This is a genomic window from Herbaspirillum sp. C9C3, from assembly GCF_013359625.1.
Classification (GTDB): Bacteria; Pseudomonadota; Gammaproteobacteria; order Burkholderiales; family Burkholderiaceae_D; genus Herbaspirillum.
Window position 1 is genome coordinate 285,931 of the sequence record NZ_JABFMQ010000001.1, and the last position, 17,207, is coordinate 303,137.

Sequence of the window (17,207 nt, forward strand, 5' to 3'; positions counted from 1 at the left end):
GCCGGGCATGGACCTGACCACGCACCAGGCGCGTTTTCACCAGCGTTGGCCGGAGTTGCGCGATCCCCACGTACGCGCGCTGGCCTGGCTGCTGTATGCCCCCGATCTGCTGGCACCGCATGCGGCCTGCTGGGAGGGCCGCATTGCCACGCTGGGCCAGCTTTCGTCCGAGGTGGCTGACTGGCTGCACGAGTTGCAATTCGATCCCGCTGGCAACGCGGCGCTGCACGCGCACATGGCGCAGCAGCCCTCGGGCCGCCTGGGCCGCTACGCCGAAAAGCTGCTCGGCTTCTATCTGCGTCATCAGGACTGTCTGGTCGCGGCCAATCTGCAGGTGCGCAATCAGGAGGGCGCGCGGGAAACCCTGGGCGAGTTCGATTTCCTGATCCGCTCCCCCGAGGCCGAGACCGATGGCGGACTCGTCCACTGGGAGTTCGCCACCAAGTTCTACTTGCTGCAGGCGCGGCAGCTTTCCGGGTCGTCCGGGGCGGAGGCCTTCGTCGGTCCCAATCTGGCCGATTCGCTCGGGCGCAAGATGCGCAAGATCCTGCAGCAGCAGTTGCGGCTGTCCGCGCATCCCTCTGCCCAGGCTGTCTTGCCTGCGCCGGTGGTGGCAGCGCGCGCCCTGGTCAAGGGATGGTTGTTCTATCCGCTGGGCGCAGCGCTGGCGTTGCCAGTTTCCATGGGCATTGCCGACGATCATTGCCGGGGATTCTGGTGCGATGCGGCCTGCCTGCCGGCCATCGACGAGCAGCCGATGCGCTACGCCTTGTTGCCGCGCCTGTCCTGGCTGGCGCCAGCCCGTCTGCCTGCCGCGCAGGGGCTGTCGCTGGGGCAATTGATGGACAGGCTGGAGGAGATGTTCTGCGCTGACGACAGCCCGGTGATGGTGGCGCAGTGTCGTCCGCAGGAGGGCACAGAGCCGGAACTGCTGGAAGTGATGCGGGGTTTCGTGGTGCCGCCACAGTGGGAAGCGCGTGCCGCCACGACCGTGCAGCACGCCATCGTCCAGGTCTGAACCGGCGGTCCGGACCTTTCAATGCAGCGGGGAATCAGTGGTGGGGATGCTTGTCCTCGCCGATCAGCGCCAGCGAGTCGTGCTCGCGCTGGTTGGCGGCATGGCGGCGCATGATCAGATACATGATGCCGGCCACGAAGGAACCGAAGATGATGATGACGGTATTGACATCCAGGTTCATGCGCACCATGAAGGCATACAGCACCAGCATGGTCAGCACCGAGAGGTTTTCGTTGAAATTCTGCACGGCAATCGAGTGACCGGCGCTCATGAGCACGTGACCACGGTGTTGCAGCAGGGCATTCATCGGTACCACGAAGTACCCCGACAGGGCGCCCACGATCACCAGCAGCGGATAGGCCACCCACACCGAGGTGGTGGTGGTCATCAGCATCACCACGATGCCCATGATGATGCCCAGCGGCATGACGGTCAGCGATTTCTTCAGCGGCACGAAGCGCGCTGCGGCCACCGCGCCCAGCGCCACGCCCAGGGCGACGATGCCCTGCAGGATGGCGGCCTTGTCCAGCGGCATGTGCAGTGACTTCTCGGCCCACTTCAGGACGATGAACTGCAGCGTCGCCCCGGCGCCCCAGAAGAGCGTGGTCACGGCCAGCGAGATCTGGCCCAGCTTGTCCTTCCACAGGGTGGTGAAGCAGCCGGCGAAATCGACGATGAGACGGATGGGATTGCGTTCCTGGTGCTCGTAGCGGGCACCGGTATCAGGGATGTAGAAGTTGAACAGCGCGGCGATGATGTAGATGCAGGAGATGATGCACAGGGCCGCTTCGGTAGGGGTGTTGATGGGCAGGTCGATCATCGGGAAATCGAAGCTGAGGATCACGGCCGACACCTTGGGATTGACCAGTGCCCCGCCCAGGACCGTTCCCATGATGATCGAGCCCACCGTCAGCCCCTCGATCCAGCCGTTGGCGGCGACCAGTTTTTCCGGCGGCAGCAGTTCGGTGAGGATCCCGTACTTGGCCGGCGAATAGGCCGCCGCGCCGAAGCCGACCACCGCATAGGCCAGCAGCGGGTGCACGGTGAAGAACATGAGGGAACAGCCGCCGATCTTGATCATGTTGGTGATCAACATGACCTTGCCCTTGGGGAAGGCGTCGGCGAAGGCGCCCACGAAGGCCGCCAGCAGCACATAGGAAAGCACGAAGAACAGCTTCAGCAGCGGGGTCATCCACGCTGGCGAGTGCATTTCGGCAAGTAGGGCGATGGCGGCGATCAGCAGCGCGTTATCGGCGAGCGACGAAAAGAACTGCGCCGCCATGATGGTATAGAAACCGCGATTCATCCCTGTCCAAGATGTATAACAAATGATGTCCGGGTAGCTTTATACCATGAAACCATGCACGCTCCGTCATAAGTCCAACCAGAAAGATGTTCGTCCGGTAAAATGCCCGCTTGTTCCCCGCAGGGCAAAAACTGCCGGGCGAACCGCGACAGGCAGGCCCGTGGCGACCTTCTCATTGGCCGTGCACATTGCCGGTTCCCGCCGATCTCTGTCTGTCAGCCATTCGCTCCGTTACCGCTACTGGATATCATGCCAAGACCCATCGTCGCTTCCATCAGCATTTCTGCTCTTCAACACAACCTCTCGGTGGCCCGCGCCCATGCACCCAATGCCCGCCTCTGGGGCGTGCTCAAGGCCAACGGCTACGGTCACGGACTGGAGCGCGCCATGCGCGGCCTGGCCGACGCCGACGGCCTGGCGCTGGTCGAGCCGGACTATGCGGTGCGCCTGCGGGAGTTGGGCTGGACCAAGCCGATCCTGCTGCTGGAAGGTTTCTTCGATGCCGATGACCTGCCGGTGCTGGCCCGTCACGATATCCAGTTCGCCGTGCATTGCGACGAGCAGATTGCGCTGCTGGAACAATTCGTCACTGATGCCGCCTTCCATGTGCATCTGAAGATGAACAGCGGCATGAACCGCCTGGGTTTCAAGCCCGAGGCCTTCCACGCCGCCCATGCGCGGGTGAGCAAGATCGCCAGCGTGCGCAGCATCACCATGATGACCCACTTCGCCAACGCCGATGATGCCGGCAACCCGGCCCTGCCGCTGGCCGAGCAGGTGCGCCGTTTCGAGGCCGGCACGCAAGGGCTGACCGGCCCGAAGAGCCTGTGCAATTCAGCCGCCGACCTCATGCACGGCCAACTGGCCCATGACTGGGTGCGTCCGGGCATCATGCTCTATGGTGGGACGCCCGGCGGCGGCACTGCGGCTGATTTCGGCCTGCGGGCGGCCATGACATTGGAAAGCCAGATCATCGGCGTACAAGAGATCGGACCGGGCGAAGCCATCGGCTATGGCAGCCGTTTCGTGGCCGACAAGCCCATGCGCGTGGGCGTGGTGGCCTGCGGCTATGCCGACGGCTATCCGCGCCACGCACCGACCGGCACGCCGGTACTGGTCGATGGCGCCAGAACCGGCACCGTCGGCCGGGTCTCGATGGATATGTTGTGCGTGGACCTGACCGCGATCCCCGGCGCTGCTGTGGGCAGCCGCGTCCAGTTGTGGGGCCAGCAGTTGCCCATCGATGAGGTCGCTTCTGCGGCGGGTACGATCGGATATGAATTGATGTGCGCGCTGGCCCCACGGGTGGCGGTGCGTGAAGTGGCGTGATCTGAAGAAGATGAACTTCCTGGCAGATTTCCGGGACGTTTCAGCAGGCATACCAGCATAGAGCAGAGAGCGGCAAGGCGACGATGGCGAAGGTCAAGACCAATTACACCTGTACCGAATGCGGCGGGGTCAGCAACAAATGGGCCGGCCAGTGCCCGGCCTGCGGGCAGTGGAATACCCTGGTCGAGACGCTGGTGGAGAGCGGCGGCAATCGCTACTCGTCCACTCCGCAAAGCCTGGCGCAGACCGCACCGGTGTTGAGCCTGGCCGATATCGAAGCAATCGATGTGCCGCGCTTTGGCACCGGCATCGAGGAATTCGACCGGGTGCTGGGCGGTGGCCTGGTGCCGGGTGGGGTGGCGCTCATCGGTGGCGACCCCGGCATCGGCAAGTCGACGTTGTTGTTGCAGGCGCTGGCCAATATTTCCAGGCTCAAGAAGGTGCTCTACGTGAGCGGTGAAGAATCCGGTTCGCAGATCGCCCTGCGCGCCAAGCGTCTGGCGGTGGATGCGCGCGCGCTGCAATTGCAGGCCGAGATCCAGCTGGAAAAGATCCTCGCCACCCTGGCCGAGCACAAGCCCGAAGTGGCCGTGATCGACTCCATCCAGACCATTTATTCCGATGCCCTGAGCTCGGCGCCCGGTTCGGTGGCGCAGGTGCGCGAATGCGCGGCGCAACTGACGCGGGTGGCCAAGACTTCCGGCATCACCATCATCATGGTCGGCCACGTGACCAAGGAAGGCGCGCTGGCCGGCCCGCGCGTACTGGAGCACATCGTCGATACGGTGCTTTACTTCGAGGGCGATACCCATTCCAGCTTCCGCCTGGTGCGCGCTTTCAAGAACCGTTTCGGCGCCGTCAACGAGCTGGGCGTGTTTGCCATGACCGAGAAGGGCTTGAAGGGGGTATCCAATCCCTCGGCCCTGTTCCTCTCGCAGCACGAAAACCAGGTGCCCGGCTCCTGCGTCATGGTGACCCAGGAGGGGACGCGGCCCCTGCTGGTGGAAATCCAGGCGCTGGTGGACAGTTCGCACGTACCCAATGCGCGCCGTCTCTCGGTCGGTCTGGAGCAGAACCGCCTGGCCATGCTGCTGGCCGTGCTGCACCGGCATGCGGGCGTGGCGGCTTTCGATCAGGATGTGTTCATCAATGCGGTAGGCGGGGTGAAGATTACCGAGCCCGCCGCCGACCTGGCGGTGCTGCTGGCGATCAATTCCTCCATGCGCAACAAACCCTTGCCACGTGGACTGGTGGTGTTCGGGGAAGTGGGGCTGGCCGGCGAGATCCGTCCGGCACCGCGCGGTCAGGAACGCTTGCGGGAGGCGGCCAAGCTCGGTTTCTCCATCGCGGTGATCCCCAAGGCCAATGCGCCCAAGCAGCCCATCGAGGGGCTGCGAGTCATTGCGGTGGAGCGCATCGATGATGCCTTGCAGAAAGCGCGCGAGATCGACGATTACGCTGCCTGAATCCCCGTCGGCAGTGGAGCCCTTCAGCCGGGCGTGTCGAAGGTGACGATGACCTGGTTGATCTCGCCCTTGATGGGGGGCTCGCCTGTGCGTGCCGTGCCGCGCAGGCTGTAATGCAGCTGGAACGGCTGGCGGGCATCGCGCCCGTTGAAGAAATCGGTACTGCCGGCACTGGTCTGACTCACGTCCCAGCACACGCCCGCATCCTTCCAGCACAGCCTGGCCTCGAAGCCGGGGGGCTTGCTGGCCAGGGTATAGCGCCAGCTGACCTTGCGAATGGTCGCGCCCGGCGGTACCTGTCCCACCACCGTGAATTGCGTGATGTAGTCGGCGTTGCGGGCGCGGATATCCGGACCGGGTACGTCAGAGGCATAGGCGCCGGACGGTCCGCCATGGGCCGGCGTGATATTGAGCGGCGAGGGACCGCTTGGCATTACCGGCGAGAGGATCACGATGGGGCGCTTGCTGCCGTCGCTGCCGGCGGCGGGAATGCTCAGGTTGCGGTCTGCATAGGTCTGCGCCCACGCCAGGGCGGGCAGGGCAGCCGCCAGAAGCCAGGGCAGCAGGCGCCGGATGAATGCCCGCTCAGGCATGACGCCGATGCCCCTTCAAGGGCAGCGAAATCTGCACCAGCAGGCCGCCGTGGCTTTCTTCATGGCCCTTCAGGACCAGCTTGCCATTGTGCTTGAGCACGATGCGGTTGACGATGGCCAGCCCCAGGCCGGAGCCATTGGCCTGACCGCGCGCGCTGTCGAGGCGGGTGAAGGGGCGCAGCAGACGTTCACACTCGTTCTCGGGCACCCCCGGGCCATGGTCGAACACTTCCACCAGGACATGATGCCCTTCGATGCGGCTGCGCAGATGAATCTCGGCGCAGTCGGTACCGGGCGTCTTGCCGTAGCGGCGCGCATTTTCCACCAGGTTGCTGAACACCCGCGCCAGTTCGGTTGCATTGCCCGCAACCTCGGTGGCGGGCGTGATCTCGGTAGTGAGCTTGACGTCGGACAGGCGCGCCGACTTGGCGGCCACATCGTCGAGCACGTCGGCCAGGTTGATGCTTTCCAGGCTGTTGGTATCGAAGGGCTTGGCGTAGTCGAGGAACTGGCCGATGATGCTGTCCATCTGCGCCAGGTCCGAGTGCATGCCGTCGCGCGATTCGTCCGACAGGTTGGCCATCTCCACTTCCAGCTGCATGCGCGCCAGCGGTGTGCGCAGGTCGTGCGAGATGCCGGCCAGGATCAGGGCGCGGTCTGATTCGATGCGATTGAGGTCGGCCACCATCTGGTTGAAGCTGCGATTGGCTTCCTCGATCTCGGTCGGGCCGGATTCGGGCAGCGGTTCCGGCTGGCGTCCCTTGGCGATGGCGCGGGCCGCTGCCGTCAGCCGGGCCAGCGGCTGGTTGATGAGGGTGGAGATGAAGACTGCCCCGATCAGTGACAGGAACAGCGCAATCGAACCCCATCCCAGCCATTGCAGACCCGAGGTGCGGTCCAGGCGGCCGCGGTCGAGCATGAGCCAGTACTGGTCATCGTCGATGTTGAAACTGATCCAGAAACCTTCCACCTCGTTGACGCTGGAGGCGAAGATGGTGTTCTCGTCCAGCGACTGGCGCACGTAGTACTCCAGCTCAGGCACGATGGGGGAGTCCTCGGGCGGTACGATGCGGTCGCTCTTTTCCAGCGGATAGATGCGGATGCCTTCATTGCTGGCCAGATCGAACAGCAGTTCGCGCCGCATCTCGGGCGCCGAGTGCGTCAGCGCAGCGCGCGTGATGGTGACCACCGAGACGATCTGTGCGGCCAGCTGCTCGGCTCGCGGGCCGCGTTCGACCATGCGAAAGCTGGCCACCCAGGCCACCATGCTGGCGGTGATCAGGAAGGTCAGGAGGAAGAAGGTACGCCAGAACAGGCCGTTGCTGAACCATCCGGTTTGAGGGCGGGTTTTCATCGGCAAGCGGCCTGCGGGTGAGGGGTGAAACGGGCGATCAGCGCGGTTTCCCTTCCGGGATGAAGACATAACCCAGGCCCCACACGGTCTGGATGTAGAGCGGATTGGCCGGGTCCGGTTCGATCAGCTTGCGCAGGCGCGAAATCTGCACGTCCAGGCTGCGGTCGAATACTTCATATTCGCGGCCACGGGCCATTTCCATCAGCTTTTCGCGCGACAGCGGCTGGCGCGCATTGCGTGCAAAGACCTTCAGTACCGAGAATTCACCGGTGGTCAGGGAAATGGTTTCGCCGCTCTTTTTCAGGGTGCGGGTGCCCAGGTCCAGGATGAAATCGCCGAATTCGAAGGTTTCCGGGGTTTCGGACGGTGCACCCGGCAGTTCATCGGGGCCCTTGCGGCGCAGCACCGCGTTGATGCGGGCGACCAGTTCGCGCGGGTTGAAGGGCTTGGGCAGGTAATCGTCGGCGCCCATTTCCAGGCCGATGATGCGGTCCACGTCCTCACCCTTGGCAGTGAGCATGATGATGGGCGTCTGGTCACCGGCACCGCGCAGGCGGCGGCAGATGGCCAGGCCGTCCTCACCGGGAAGCATCAGGTCCAGCACCAGCAGATCGTAGCGCTCGCGGATCCACAGCTTGTTCATGGCCTGGGCGTTTTCGGCCGTGACCACATTGAAACCTTGCTCGGTCAGGTAGCGGCGCAGCAGGTCGCGCAGACGGATGTCGTCATCCACCACCAACACTTTGAATTGATTGGCGGATGTTGTCGTATTAGTATTGTTGCCGTTGGTTGTATTCATGGTGCCTATGGTAGCGTCTTGGCGATTTTGAGCAAGTCGGGGCTGTTGATCCATTACAAACTGTTACATACCTTACCTTAATCATCTTATACCATCGCGGCCTGCGCCCTAAACTGGAATCACGTCGGGAAAGCACGGTGGTCAGCGCTTTCTCTTCCTGATTCTCTGTCTCCGGAAAAATCGCATTATGAAGATTGCAGTCATCAACAAGCTATGTCTGGCAGCGATGCTGGCGCTCGGTGTGGGAGCGGCCGCGCTGGCTGGCCCACCCCAGGGCGGCCGGCCGATGCCGGGTCAGCCGGGTGACTTCAGGCAACGCGGTGGTGATTTTGCCCCGCAGGATCATCGCAGCCAGATCGCCAGTGATCAGGAGCAACGCCGTGGCGGCAGACTCAGTGCCGATGAGCGGCGTGAGCTGCGTCGCCAGATCAATGAAGTCGGCCAGGATATCTACCGCGTCAAGCGTTGAGTTCGGCCACCGGGAAAGATTCCCTTTTCTCCCAATAAAAAGCCCGGGTGCATCGCATCCGGGCTTTTTCCTTGTGGCTGGCAGGCATCAGTTCTCATGCGCTTTGCCCAGCCGCTTTTCCAATCGGTGCTGGACGGCTTCGAAACACAGGCTCAGGAGCCAGTAGATGCCGGCAGCGGCCAGGTAAAGCGGGAGCGGACGGAAGGTCACCGCAATGACTTCCTTGGTCGCAAGCATCAATTCCGTCACGGTGATGACCGAGACCAGCGAGGTATCCTTGATGAGGCTGATCATGGTATTGCTCATCGAGGGCACGGCGATGCGCACCGCCTGCGGCACGATGATGTAGCGCAAGGTCTGGAAATAGGTCAGCCCGACGCTGTAGGAAGCATTCCACTGGCCACGCGTTACCCCCAAGATGGCACCGCGCAGGCTTTCCGACAGGTAGGCCCCGGCATTGAGACTGAGCGTGAGCACGCCCGCCGTCAGCGGCGAGAATTCGATACCGATCCCCGGCAGGCCGTAATAGACCACGAAAATCTGCACCAGCAGCGGTGTGCCGCGCATCATGCTGACGTAGACCGCCGCTGGCCAGTGAATCGGGCGCCAGGGCAGGATGCGCGCCACCGCCAGCACGAAACCCAGCACCAGTCCGCCGACCATCGAAGCCAGCGCGAAGAGCAGGGTATAGCCCACGCCCTTGATCAGGGTAGGGGCGGCTTGCTGCAGCAGTTCGAGGATTTCCATAAGCATTCGGATAAAAAAATTATCCCCGCAATGCGGGGATAAGTCGTTCCGCCCGGACCAAGCCGGGCGGCGGGGAGCCCAGGATCAGGTGCGCCTTATTGTGCTTTCGGCGGCTGGCTCACGTCAATGCCGAACCACTTCTCGGAGGCGGCCTTGAAGCTGCCATCGGCCTTGATGTCGGCCAGGGCCTTGTTCAGCGCAGCCTTGAATTCCGGATTGCCCTTGCGGAAGGGAATGCCGATCTTGTCGACGGTGCCGATGGGGCTGCCGGCCTTCAAGGGCAGGTTGGTCGACTTCAGGATGTAGCCCACCAGCAAGCTGTCGTTGAGCGCAGCGTCGATGCGGCCAGCCGCCAGGTCAGCCAGATACTCGGGCGAGCCCGGATAGGTGCGCACGTCGATGCCCGGCACGGCCTTGGCCTTCTGCTCGAAGTTGGTGCCCTGGCCCAGGCCGAGCTTCTTGCCCTTCAGATCGTCCAGGCTCTTGAATTCGCGCTTCTCATCCTTGCGCACGATCAGCTGGGCGCTGGAGAGGGTGTAGGGATCGGAGAAATCGAAGGCCTTCTGACGCTCATCGGTGATGCCGACCTGGTTGATGATGACGTCATACTTGCCCGCACCCAGACCGGCCAGGATGCCGCTCCACTCGGTGGTCGTGAACACTGGCTTGACGCCCAGCTTGGCCGCCAGCAGCTTGGCCACGTCAACTTCGAAACCGGTCAGCTCGCCCGTCTTGGCATCCTTGAAGTTGAACGGCGGATAGTTGCCTTCCAGCGCCACCTTCAGCGTGCCGCTGCTCTTGACCGATTGCAGCAGGTCCGCTGCCGAGACGCTCAGGGAGGAGGCCAGCAGCGCCGCGCCGACGCCGGCCAGCAGCCATTGCTTGATGTTCTTGTTCATATGTCGATGTCCTTATAAAAACTTTCGCCACAAAAACTGCGGCCAGGGCGCAATGATGCCCTCGTTTTGCCCAACTGCAAGGGCTGGCTTAAGACATTGATGTAGAAAGCTTATGCCAGCCGCGGTTCCGCCGGCTCAAGCCTGCAATTGCTCCAGCGCTTCCTGCTGTTCCAGCCATTCGTTTTCCAGCTGGTCCAGTTCCTTGCTGCAATAGGCCTGATCGGTGATGAGGGTCTTCAGTTCTTCCTTGTTGGCGGCATCATAGATGTCGGGGCTGGCCAAACGCGCATCGATCTCGGCCTTGCGGACGTTGAGCTTGGCGATCTGCTCGTCGAGGCGCTTGATGCGGGCCTCGATGGGCTTTTTCAGGGCCGACATCTTCTGGCGCTGCTCGGCTTCCAGGCGCTTCTGTTCCTTGCGGTCCACCAGCGATGCCGGGGCCTCAGCCACCGGCTGGCTGGCTGCGGGCAAAGGCGCGGCAGCGGCCGCATCGTTGCGGGCGGCCAGCTTGGTCTTGAAGAGCCAGTCCTTGTAGTCGTCGAGGTCGCCATCGAAAGCTTGCAGCTTGCCTTCGGCCACGATCAGGAACTGGTCGGTCGTGGCGCGCAATAGGTGACGATCGTGGGAGACCAGCACGAGGGTGCCCTCGAACTGCGCCAGCGCCATGGTCAGCGCTTCGCGGGTTTCCAGATCCAGGTGGTTGGTCGGTTCATCGAGCAGCAGCAGGTTGGGGCGCTGCCAGACGATCAGGGCCAGCGCCAGGCGCGCCTTTTCGCCACCCGAGAAGGGCGCGATGGACGACGTGGCCATGGTGCCGTTGAAGTTGAAGCTGCCCAGGAAATTGCGCAACTCCTGCTCGCGCACATCGGGCGCCAGGCGAGTCAGATGCCACAGCGGCGATTCGTCATGGCGCAGCATTTCCACCTGGTGCTGGGCGAAGTAACCGATCACCAGGCCCTTGCCCAGCCGCGCCGTGCCGGACAGCGGATCGATCTCGCCGGCCACGGTCTTGATGAGCGTCGATTTACCTGCACCGTTGACACCCAGCAGGCCAATACGCTGGCCATTCTGCAGCGAGAAATCGATGCCATGCACGATGATCTTGTCTTCATCCGGCGCACCGTTCTTGCCCTCGATGTGATAGCCGGCGTTGACCTTTTCCATCACCAAGAGCGGATTGGGCGCGGACAAGGGCTCGCGGAATTCAAACGAGAATTCGGCTGCTGCCCGCAGCGGCGCCAGCTCTTCCATCTTGGACAGGGCTTTCATGCGGCTCTGCGCCTGCCTGGCCTTGGTCGCCTTGGCCTTGAAGCGGTCGATGAAGGATTGCAGGTGCGCGCGCTGGCGCTGCTGCTTCTCGATCATTCCCGCCATCAGCTCCAGCTGGGCCGAGCGCTGGCGCTCGAAGCTGCTGTAGTTGCCGGAATAACGCTTCAGTTTGCGATCGTCGATATGAACGATCACGTTCACCACGCCGTCCAGGAAATCGCGGTCGTGGGAAATGATGAGCAAGGTGCCCGCGTAGCGCTTCAACCAGTCTTCCAGCCAGATGATGGCATCCAGGTCCAGGTGGTTGGTCGGTTCGTCCAGCAGCAGCAGGTCGGACGGGCACATCAGTGCCTGCGCCAGGTTCAGGCGCATGCGCCAGCCACCGGAGAAGCTGGCCACCGGCCGCGCCATCTGTTCCAGCGAAAATCCCAGGCCCAGCAGCAATTGCTCGGCGCGGGAGCGCACGGTATAGGCATCCGCATCGGCCAGGGCAGTATGCAGTTCGGCGATGTGATTGCCGTCGTGCTTGTCGTCCGGCTGGGCTTCGGCACGCGCCAGTTCGGCTTCCAGCTGGCGCAGATGGGCATCGCCATCGATGGCGTACTCGATGGCCGGACGGTCCAGCGCCGGGGTTTCCTGCGCCACGTAGGCCATGCGCCAGCGCGCCGGGTAGTCGATATTGCCTAAGTCGGCGTGCAGCTCGCCACGCAGCATGGCGAACAGGCTGGACTTGCCGGCGCCGTTGGCGCCGATCAGGCCGATCTTGTCGCCCGGGTTGAGTGTCAGGTCGACATTCTCCAGCAGTGGCTTGACGCCACGCTGGAGGGAAACTTGCTGGAAACGGATCATCGGTGATTCAGACTCAAAGGGGCGCTCAGGCTCAGGCCAGTTGCAGTTGTTCGGCCGTCACCAGGAACACCATGTCGTCCCCGGCGCTGGTGGTCAGCCAGGTCAGCTCCAGTTCCGGGAAGGCCGCTTCGGCGAAGGCGCGTTCGTTGCCGATCTCGACCACCAGTACGCCCTCGGGCGTGAGGCGCTCGGCGGCGCCGGCGACGATCTTGCGCACCAGGTCCATGCCATCCTCGCCCCCGGCCAGCGCCAGTTGCGGCTCGCGCAGGTATTCCTGGGGCAGCTTGGCCATGGAACCGGAATTCACATAGGGCGGATTGCTGATGATCAGATCGTACTTGCGCAGCGGCAGTTGCGTGTACAGGTCGGATTCGACCAGCTTGATGCGGTCTTGCAGCTGGTAGTCATCCACGTTCTTGCGCGCCACGGCCAGCGCATCGGCGGAGATGTCCACGGCATCGATCTGCGCATTCGGGAAGGCATCGGCCAGGAGAACAGGCAGGCAGCCGGAACCGGTGCACAGGTCCAGCGCGTTTTCGATGGCTTCCGGGTCCTGGATCCAGGGCGAGAAATGCTGCGGAATCAGTTCGGCGATGAAGGAACGCGGCACGATCACGCGCTCATCGACGTAGAAGCGGTAAGCGCCTAGCCAGGCTTCATTGGTGATGTAGGCGGCCGGCACGCGGTCCTTGCTGCGGCGTTCGATCACGCGCATGAGCGAGGCGATTTCTTCGGGCAAGAGGCGCGCATCGAGGAAGGGATCGAGCTGGTCCAGCGGCAGTTTGAGCGTATGCAGGATCAGGTAGGCCGCTTCATCGAGCGCATTGCTGCTGCCGTGGCCGAAGAACAGTTGTTCGGTGTTGAAGCGGGTCACGGCGTAGCGCAGCAGGTCGCGCACGGTGGAGAAATTGTTGGGGGTCATGAGCTTCTCTTCAATGCGGCGGCGTTCAGGCCAGCAGGTTTTCCAGCGTCTTGCGGTAGATGTTCTTGAGGGGATCGATGTAGCGCACTTCGATGTGCTCATCGATCTTGTGGATGCTGTCATTGGGCGGGCCGAACTCGATCACCTGCGGGCAGATCTGGGCGATGAAGCGTCCGTCCGACGTGCCGCCGGTGGTCGACAGCTCGGTGTCCAGCCCGGTCTCGTCCTTGATCGCCCTGGACAGCGCATCCGAGAGGTCGCCGCGCGGGGTCAGGAAGGGCAGGCCGCCGACGGTCCACTTCAGGTCGTATTCCAGGCCATGCTTGTCGAGGATGGCGTGTACGCGCTGCTGCAAACCTTCCACGGTACTGGCGGTGGAGAATCGGAAGTTGAAGTCGATCACGACTTCACCCGGGATCACGTTGGATGCCCCCGTGCCGCCATGGATATTGGAGATCTGCCAGGAGGTCGGCAGGTAGTATTCATTGCCCGCATCCCACTGTTCGGCCACCAGTTCGGCCAGTGCCGGCGCAGCCTGGTGGATGGGATTGCGCGCCAGTTGCGGGTAGGCGATATGGCCCTGGATGCCCTTGACGGTCAGCTTGCCCGACATGGTGCCGCGGCGGCCGTTCTTGATCATGTCGCCCAGGGTCTTGGCCGAGGTCGGCTCGCCCACGATGCAGTAATCCAGCTGCTCGCCGCGCGCCTTGAGCGCATTGCAGACCACCACCGTACCATCGATGGCCGGGCCTTCCTCATCGCTGGTGATGAGAAAACCGATCGAACCCTTGTGATCGGGATGGGCCGCCGTGAACTCTTCGCACGCCACCACCATGGCGGCAATCGAGGTCTTCATGTCGGAGGCGCCACGGCCATACAGGCGGCCATCGCGCAGGGTCGGCTGGAAGGGATGCGACTGCCATTTCTCCAACGGGCCGGTCGGTACCACGTCGGTGTGGCCGGCGAAGACCACCAGCGGCTGGGCCGTGCCCTTGCGCGCCCACAGGTTGGTGACCTCGCCGGACTGAATGGTCTCGCAGACGAAGCCCAGCGGCGCGAGCAATTCCGCCAGCCTGGCCTGGCAGCCTTTGTCTTCGGGGGTGACGGAAGAAAGGGACATCAATTCCTGGGTCAGGGCCAGCGTCTTGCTCATGATCATTTCTCGAAAATGTGTTGATACTGATCGGCCTTGAAGCCGACGTGATACTGCTTGCCATCGAAGAGCACCGGGCGCTTCACCACCGAGGGGTTCTCCACCATCAGGGCGACGGCAGCGGCGTCATCGGTGATGGCCGCCTTGCGTTCGTCCGGCAGGGCGCGCCAGGTCGTTCCTTTGCGGTTGACCAGCATGTCGCGCTGCACGTCCTTGAGCCAGGCTTGTGCCTGTGCAGCGGTGAGGCCGGCCTTCTTGAAATCGTGGAAGTGATAGGCGATCCCTTGCTCGTCCAGCCACACGCGGGCTTTCTTGACGGTATCGCAGTTGGGGATGCCATAGAGGGTGATCTTGTCGCTCATGCGGGTTCTCACAAAACGGGCCACTAGAGCACGACGCCGCGCCGGACAGGACGACCGGCGCGGCGCGTGGGTGCTTCAGGACTTCAGGCAAGCCGCAGGGCGGGATTACTCGCCGCGCAGCAGTTCGTTGATGGACGTCTTGGAGCGGGTCTGGGCATCGACCTTCTTGACGATGATCGCAGCGTACAGGCTGTACTTGCCGTCCTTGGAGGGCAGGTTGCCCGGCACCACCACCGAACCCGCCGGCACGCGGCCGTAGTGCACTTCGCCGGTTTCGCGGTCATAGATCTTGGTCGACTGGCCGATGTAGACGCCCATGGACAGCACCGAGTTTTCTTCGATGATGACGCCTTCGACCACTTCCGAACGGGCACCGATGAAGCAGTTGTCTTCGATGATGACGGGGCCGGCCTGGACCGGCTCCAGCACGCCGCCGATGCCGACACCGCCAGACAAGTGAACATTCTTGCCGATCTGGGCAGCCGAACCGACGGTGGCCCAGGTGTCGACCATCGTGCCTTCATCGACGTAGGCGCCGATGTTGACGTAGGAGGGCATCAGCACCACGTTGCGGCCGATGAAGGAACCATGGCGGGCCACGGCAGGCGGCACCACGCGGAAGCCACCCTTGGCGAAATCTTCAGCCGTGTAGTTGGCGAACTTGGTGGGCACCTTGTCGTAGAACTGCGGGTAGCCGGTACCGGCCGACATCGGCACGTTGTCTTCCAGGCGGAAGGACAGCAGGATGGCTTTCTTCACCCATTGGTTGACTTCCCACTGGCCGACGCCTTGACGGTTGGCGACGCGCAGGGTGCCATCGTTCAGGCCTGCGATCACTTCGGCCACCGCATTGCGGATGTCGGCCGGAGCGCTCTTGGGGGACAGGCTGGCGCGGTCTTCCCACGCCTGATCGATGATTTGCTGAATGGACTGTGTCATGTTGGTATCTATGAACGGTTGGGTGAAAGGGGGGAGAATCTGGCTGCGCTGACAGGGCTTATGCCTGGCCGGCCAGTTTCTTGGTGAAGGCGACGATGCGTTGCGCCGCCTCCAGGCATTCTTCGACTTCGGCCACCAGCGCCATGCGGATGCGACCGGCGCCCGGATTGACGCCATGCGCCTCGCGCGCCAGGTAGCTGCCGGGCAGTACGGTGACATTATATTCGGCGTACAGACGTTGGGCGAATTCGGTGTCGCTGATATTGACCAGCTTGTCGACCTTGGCCCACAGGTAGAACGCCGCATCGGGCAAGGCGACCTCCATCACTTCCTGCAGCAGCGGCGTGACCTGCGAGAACTTGGTGACGTACTTGGCGATGTTGTCCTGAACGTGGGTCTCGTCCTGCCAGGCCAGCACGGAAGCGGCCTGGATCACCGGGCTCATGGCCGCGCCGTGATAGGTGCGGTAGAGCAGGAATTTCTTGAGGATGGCGGCGTCGCCTGCCACGAAGCCCGAGCGCATGCCCGGCACGTTGGAGCGCTTGGACAGGCTGGAGAAGGAAATCAGGTTGCGATAGTCGCGGCCCAGGAGGCGGGCGGCCTGCATGCCGCCCAGCGGCGGGTCCTGCTTGAAGTAGATCTCGGAATAGCATTCGTCGGAGGCGATCACGAAGCCATAGCGATCCGACAGGGCGAACAGTTCCTTCCAGTCCTCCAGCGTCAGCACGGCACCCGTGGGGTTGCCCGGCGAGCAGACGAACAGCAGCTGCACGCGTTCCCATACCTCCTGCGGCACCTGGCTGAAATCCGGCGCAAAGTTGCGCGCCGGGTCCGAATTGACGAAGTAGGGCTCGGCACCGGCCAGGTAGGCCGAGCCTTCATAGATCTGGTAGAACGGGTTGGGGCACATCACCAGCGCGCCCGGACGGGTCGGATCGACCACGGTCTGGGTCAGCGAGAACAGCGCCTCGCGCGAGCCGATCACCGGCAGGATCTCGGTGGCCGGGTCCGGGCGCGGGATGTCGTATCGCTTTTGCAGCCAGTCGGCGATCGCGCCGCGCAGGGCGTCGCTGCCCAGGGTGGCCGGATACGAGGCCAGGCCGGACAGGTTGTCCGTCAGCGCCTGCTGGATGAAGGCGGGCGTGGGGTGCTTGGGCTCGCCGATGCCCAGGCTGATCGGACGATAGGCCGGGTCGGGCGTGATGCCGGCGAAGAGCTTCTTGAGCTTTTCGAAGGGATAGGGCTGCAGTTTGTCGAGTAGGGGATTCACGTCGCTGGACTGGAGTAAAGCTTTCCGGGCCAGCGTCTCGCGAGGGCGTCAGCGAGATCGGGCGGCCACGGCAAAGGGCTGGGAAAGCTTGCGATTATACCGTCATTTGACGGCATTGCCGTGCTCTGGCAGCGCGAGCTGGCCTGTTCAAGGTGGTGGGCCCGCTGGCGCCACAGGCAAGCCTGCCGCCCCCGCCAGGCTTGCCTGTGCGGGCAGGTCATCGCCCGCACAGGCTGATGCTGAGCGTGAAGTTTCTGATTCCATCACATCGAAATGAAGAAATGGACTTTTCACCGGGGGTGCCCGGCATGGCCTTTTCACGGGCGGTGAGTGCATCGACCAAAGGGGCGGGAACAGGCAATCTGGCGCGGTTTTTGGTCTTGCCGGGGCCGCGCGATGTTATGATACCGCCCGTTCCGGAAGCAAAAATCCTGCTTCCTCCTAACTGATTCAATTTGTCGAT

General features: G+C 63.1%; 17 protein-coding genes. 5 read left to right on the forward strand and 12 right to left on the reverse strand.

The features are described from left to right. Window positions 1-7: 7 nt before the first annotated feature. Window positions 8-1,018, forward strand: coding sequence for a DUF1853 family protein (locus tag HNO82_RS01385; protein WP_175342489.1), 1,011 nt, complete (start codon window positions 8-10; stop codon window positions 1,016-1,018). 34 nt (window positions 1,019-1,052) lie between these two features. Here HNO82_RS01385 and lplT read toward each other — a convergent pair whose 3' ends face one another. Beyond that, window positions 1,053-2,324, reverse strand: coding sequence for a lysophospholipid transporter LplT (gene lplT / locus HNO82_RS01390; RefSeq protein ID WP_175342490.1), 1,272 nt, complete (start codon window positions 2,322-2,324; stop codon window positions 1,053-1,055). 249 nt (window positions 2,325-2,573) lie between these two features. Here lplT and alr point away from each other — a divergent pair, with 249 nt between their 5' ends. Both alr and radA read left to right on the forward strand, forming a co-directional pair. Further along, window positions 2,574-3,653 carry an alanine racemase gene (gene alr, locus HNO82_RS01395; protein ID WP_175342491.1) on the forward strand — a complete coding sequence of 360 codons (1,080 nt, stop codon included), beginning with the start codon at window positions 2,574-2,576 and terminating at the stop codon, window positions 3,651-3,653. Window positions 3,654-3,736: 83 nt separating this feature from the next. Continuing rightward, window positions 3,737-5,119, forward strand: coding sequence for a DNA repair protein RadA (gene radA, locus HNO82_RS01400; RefSeq protein WP_175342492.1), 1,383 nt, complete (start codon window positions 3,737-3,739; stop codon window positions 5,117-5,119). Window positions 5,120-5,142: 23 nt separating this feature from the next. On the opposite strand, the gene HNO82_RS01405 is transcribed toward radA, so the two are convergent. The 3 genes from HNO82_RS01405 to ompR are packed head-to-tail and all read right to left on the reverse strand — an operon-like array spanning window position 5,143 to window position 7,865. Continuing rightward, window positions 5,143-5,712, reverse strand: a complete 570-nt coding sequence (locus tag HNO82_RS01405; protein ID WP_175342493.1) for a flagellar protein FlhE — start codon at window positions 5,710-5,712, stop codon at window positions 5,143-5,145. Then, entirely contained in the window at window positions 5,705-7,066 is a 1,362-nt protein-coding gene (locus tag HNO82_RS01410) for a sensor histidine kinase family protein (protein ID WP_008328353.1), read from the reverse strand. The genes HNO82_RS01405 and HNO82_RS01410 overlap by 8 nt, the downstream gene beginning before the upstream one ends. Window positions 7,067-7,103: 37 nt before the next feature. Continuing rightward, window positions 7,104-7,865: an osmolarity response regulator transcription factor OmpR gene (gene ompR / locus HNO82_RS01415; protein WP_008328356.1), complete on the reverse strand. Its 762-nt coding sequence runs from the start codon at window positions 7,863-7,865 to the stop codon at window positions 7,104-7,106. Between the two features lie 187 nt (window positions 7,866-8,052). Here ompR and HNO82_RS01420 point away from each other — a divergent pair, with 187 nt between their 5' ends. Further along, a complete protein-coding gene (locus HNO82_RS01420) occupies window positions 8,053-8,334 on the forward strand; it encodes a hypothetical protein (RefSeq protein ID WP_008328358.1) in 282 nt (93 codons plus the stop codon). A gap of 87 nt (window positions 8,335-8,421) precedes the next feature. Here HNO82_RS01420 and HNO82_RS01425 read toward each other — a convergent pair whose 3' ends face one another. The 8 genes from HNO82_RS01425 to dapC form a co-directional block, all read right to left on the reverse strand. Next, entirely contained in the window at window positions 8,422-9,081 is a 660-nt protein-coding gene (locus tag HNO82_RS01425; protein ID WP_175342494.1) for an amino acid ABC transporter permease, read from the reverse strand. 95 nt (window positions 9,082-9,176) lie between these two features. Next, window positions 9,177-9,980, reverse strand: coding sequence for a cystine ABC transporter substrate-binding protein (locus tag HNO82_RS01430; protein ID WP_006462562.1), 804 nt, complete (start codon window positions 9,978-9,980; stop codon window positions 9,177-9,179). Between the two features lie 135 nt (window positions 9,981-10,115). Further along, window positions 10,116-12,098: an ATP-binding cassette domain-containing protein gene (locus HNO82_RS01435; protein ID WP_175342495.1), complete on the reverse strand. Its 1,983-nt coding sequence runs from the start codon at window positions 12,096-12,098 to the stop codon at window positions 10,116-10,118. 31 nt (window positions 12,099-12,129) lie between these two features. Further along, window positions 12,130-13,020: a 50S ribosomal protein L3 N(5)-glutamine methyltransferase gene (prmB, locus tag HNO82_RS01440; RefSeq protein WP_175342496.1), complete on the reverse strand. Its 891-nt coding sequence runs from the start codon at window positions 13,018-13,020 to the stop codon at window positions 12,130-12,132. 25 nt (window positions 13,021-13,045) lie between these two features. Further along, a complete protein-coding gene (gene dapE, locus HNO82_RS01445) occupies window positions 13,046-14,173 on the reverse strand; it encodes a succinyl-diaminopimelate desuccinylase (protein WP_175342497.1) in 1,128 nt (375 codons plus the stop codon). Window positions 14,174-14,175: 2 nt separating this feature from the next. Next, on the reverse strand, window positions 14,176-14,535 hold the full coding sequence (locus tag HNO82_RS01450) for an ArsC family reductase (RefSeq protein WP_175342498.1): 360 nt from the start codon (window positions 14,533-14,535) through the stop codon (window positions 14,176-14,178). 105 nt (window positions 14,536-14,640) lie between these two features. Continuing rightward, entirely contained in the window at window positions 14,641-15,474 is an 834-nt protein-coding gene (dapD, locus tag HNO82_RS01455) for a 2,3,4,5-tetrahydropyridine-2,6-dicarboxylate N-succinyltransferase (protein ID WP_006462557.1), read from the reverse strand. Between the two features lie 58 nt (window positions 15,475-15,532). Then, window positions 15,533-16,744, reverse strand: a complete 1,212-nt coding sequence (gene dapC, locus HNO82_RS01460; protein WP_175342499.1) for a succinyldiaminopimelate transaminase — start codon at window positions 16,742-16,744, stop codon at window positions 15,533-15,535. Between the two features lie 236 nt (window positions 16,745-16,980). Here dapC and HNO82_RS01465 point away from each other — a divergent pair, with 236 nt between their 5' ends. Beyond that, window positions 16,981-17,193 carry a hypothetical protein gene (locus tag HNO82_RS01465; RefSeq protein WP_175342500.1) on the forward strand — a complete coding sequence of 71 codons (213 nt, stop codon included), beginning with the start codon at window positions 16,981-16,983 and terminating at the stop codon, window positions 17,191-17,193. The last annotated feature ends 14 nt before the right edge of the window (window positions 17,194-17,207 follow it).

Bases quoted from the DNA above. Each gene is read 5' to 3' on its own strand.
- radA (WP_175342492.1), top strand. From the start codon at position 3,737: ATGGCGAAGGTCAAGACCAATTACACCTGTACCGAATGCGGCGGGGTC.
- alr (WP_175342491.1), top strand. From the start codon at position 2,574: ATGCCAAGACCCATCGTCGCTTCCATCAGCATTTCTGCTCTTCAACAC.
- HNO82_RS01410 (WP_008328353.1), bottom strand. From the start codon at position 7,066: ATGAAAACCCGCCCTCAAACCGGATGGTTCAGCAACGGCCTGTTCTGG.
- HNO82_RS01435 (WP_175342495.1), bottom strand. From the start codon at position 12,098: ATGATCCGTTTCCAGCAAGTTTCCCTCCAGCGTGGCGTCAAGCCACTG.
- prmB (WP_175342496.1), bottom strand. From the start codon at position 13,020: ATGACCCCCAACAATTTCTCCACCGTGCGCGACCTGCTGCGCTACGCC.
- HNO82_RS01425 (WP_175342494.1), bottom strand. From the start codon at position 9,081: ATGGAAATCCTCGAACTGCTGCAGCAAGCCGCCCCTACCCTGATCAAG.
- HNO82_RS01465 (WP_175342500.1), top strand. From the start codon at position 16,981: ATGCTGAGCGTGAAGTTTCTGATTCCATCACATCGAAATGAAGAAATG.
- HNO82_RS01450 (WP_175342498.1), bottom strand. From the start codon at position 14,535: ATGAGCGACAAGATCACCCTCTATGGCATCCCCAACTGCGATACCGTC.
- dapD (WP_006462557.1), bottom strand. From the start codon at position 15,474: ATGACACAGTCCATTCAGCAAATCATCGATCAGGCGTGGGAAGACCGC.
- dapE (WP_175342497.1), bottom strand. From the start codon at position 14,173: ATGAGCAAGACGCTGGCCCTGACCCAGGAATTGATGTCCCTTTCTTCC.
- ompR (WP_008328356.1), bottom strand. From the start codon at position 7,865: ATGAATACAACCAACGGCAACAATACTAATACGACAACATCCGCCAAT.
- HNO82_RS01430 (WP_006462562.1), bottom strand. From the start codon at position 9,980: ATGAACAAGAACATCAAGCAATGGCTGCTGGCCGGCGTCGGCGCGGCG.
- lplT (WP_175342490.1), bottom strand. From the start codon at position 2,324: ATGAATCGCGGTTTCTATACCATCATGGCGGCGCAGTTCTTTTCGTCG.
- HNO82_RS01385 (WP_175342489.1), top strand. From the start codon at position 8: ATGGACCTGACCACGCACCAGGCGCGTTTTCACCAGCGTTGGCCGGAG.
- HNO82_RS01420 (WP_008328358.1), top strand. From the start codon at position 8,053: ATGAAGATTGCAGTCATCAACAAGCTATGTCTGGCAGCGATGCTGGCG.
- HNO82_RS01405 (WP_175342493.1), bottom strand. From the start codon at position 5,712: ATGCCTGAGCGGGCATTCATCCGGCGCCTGCTGCCCTGGCTTCTGGCG.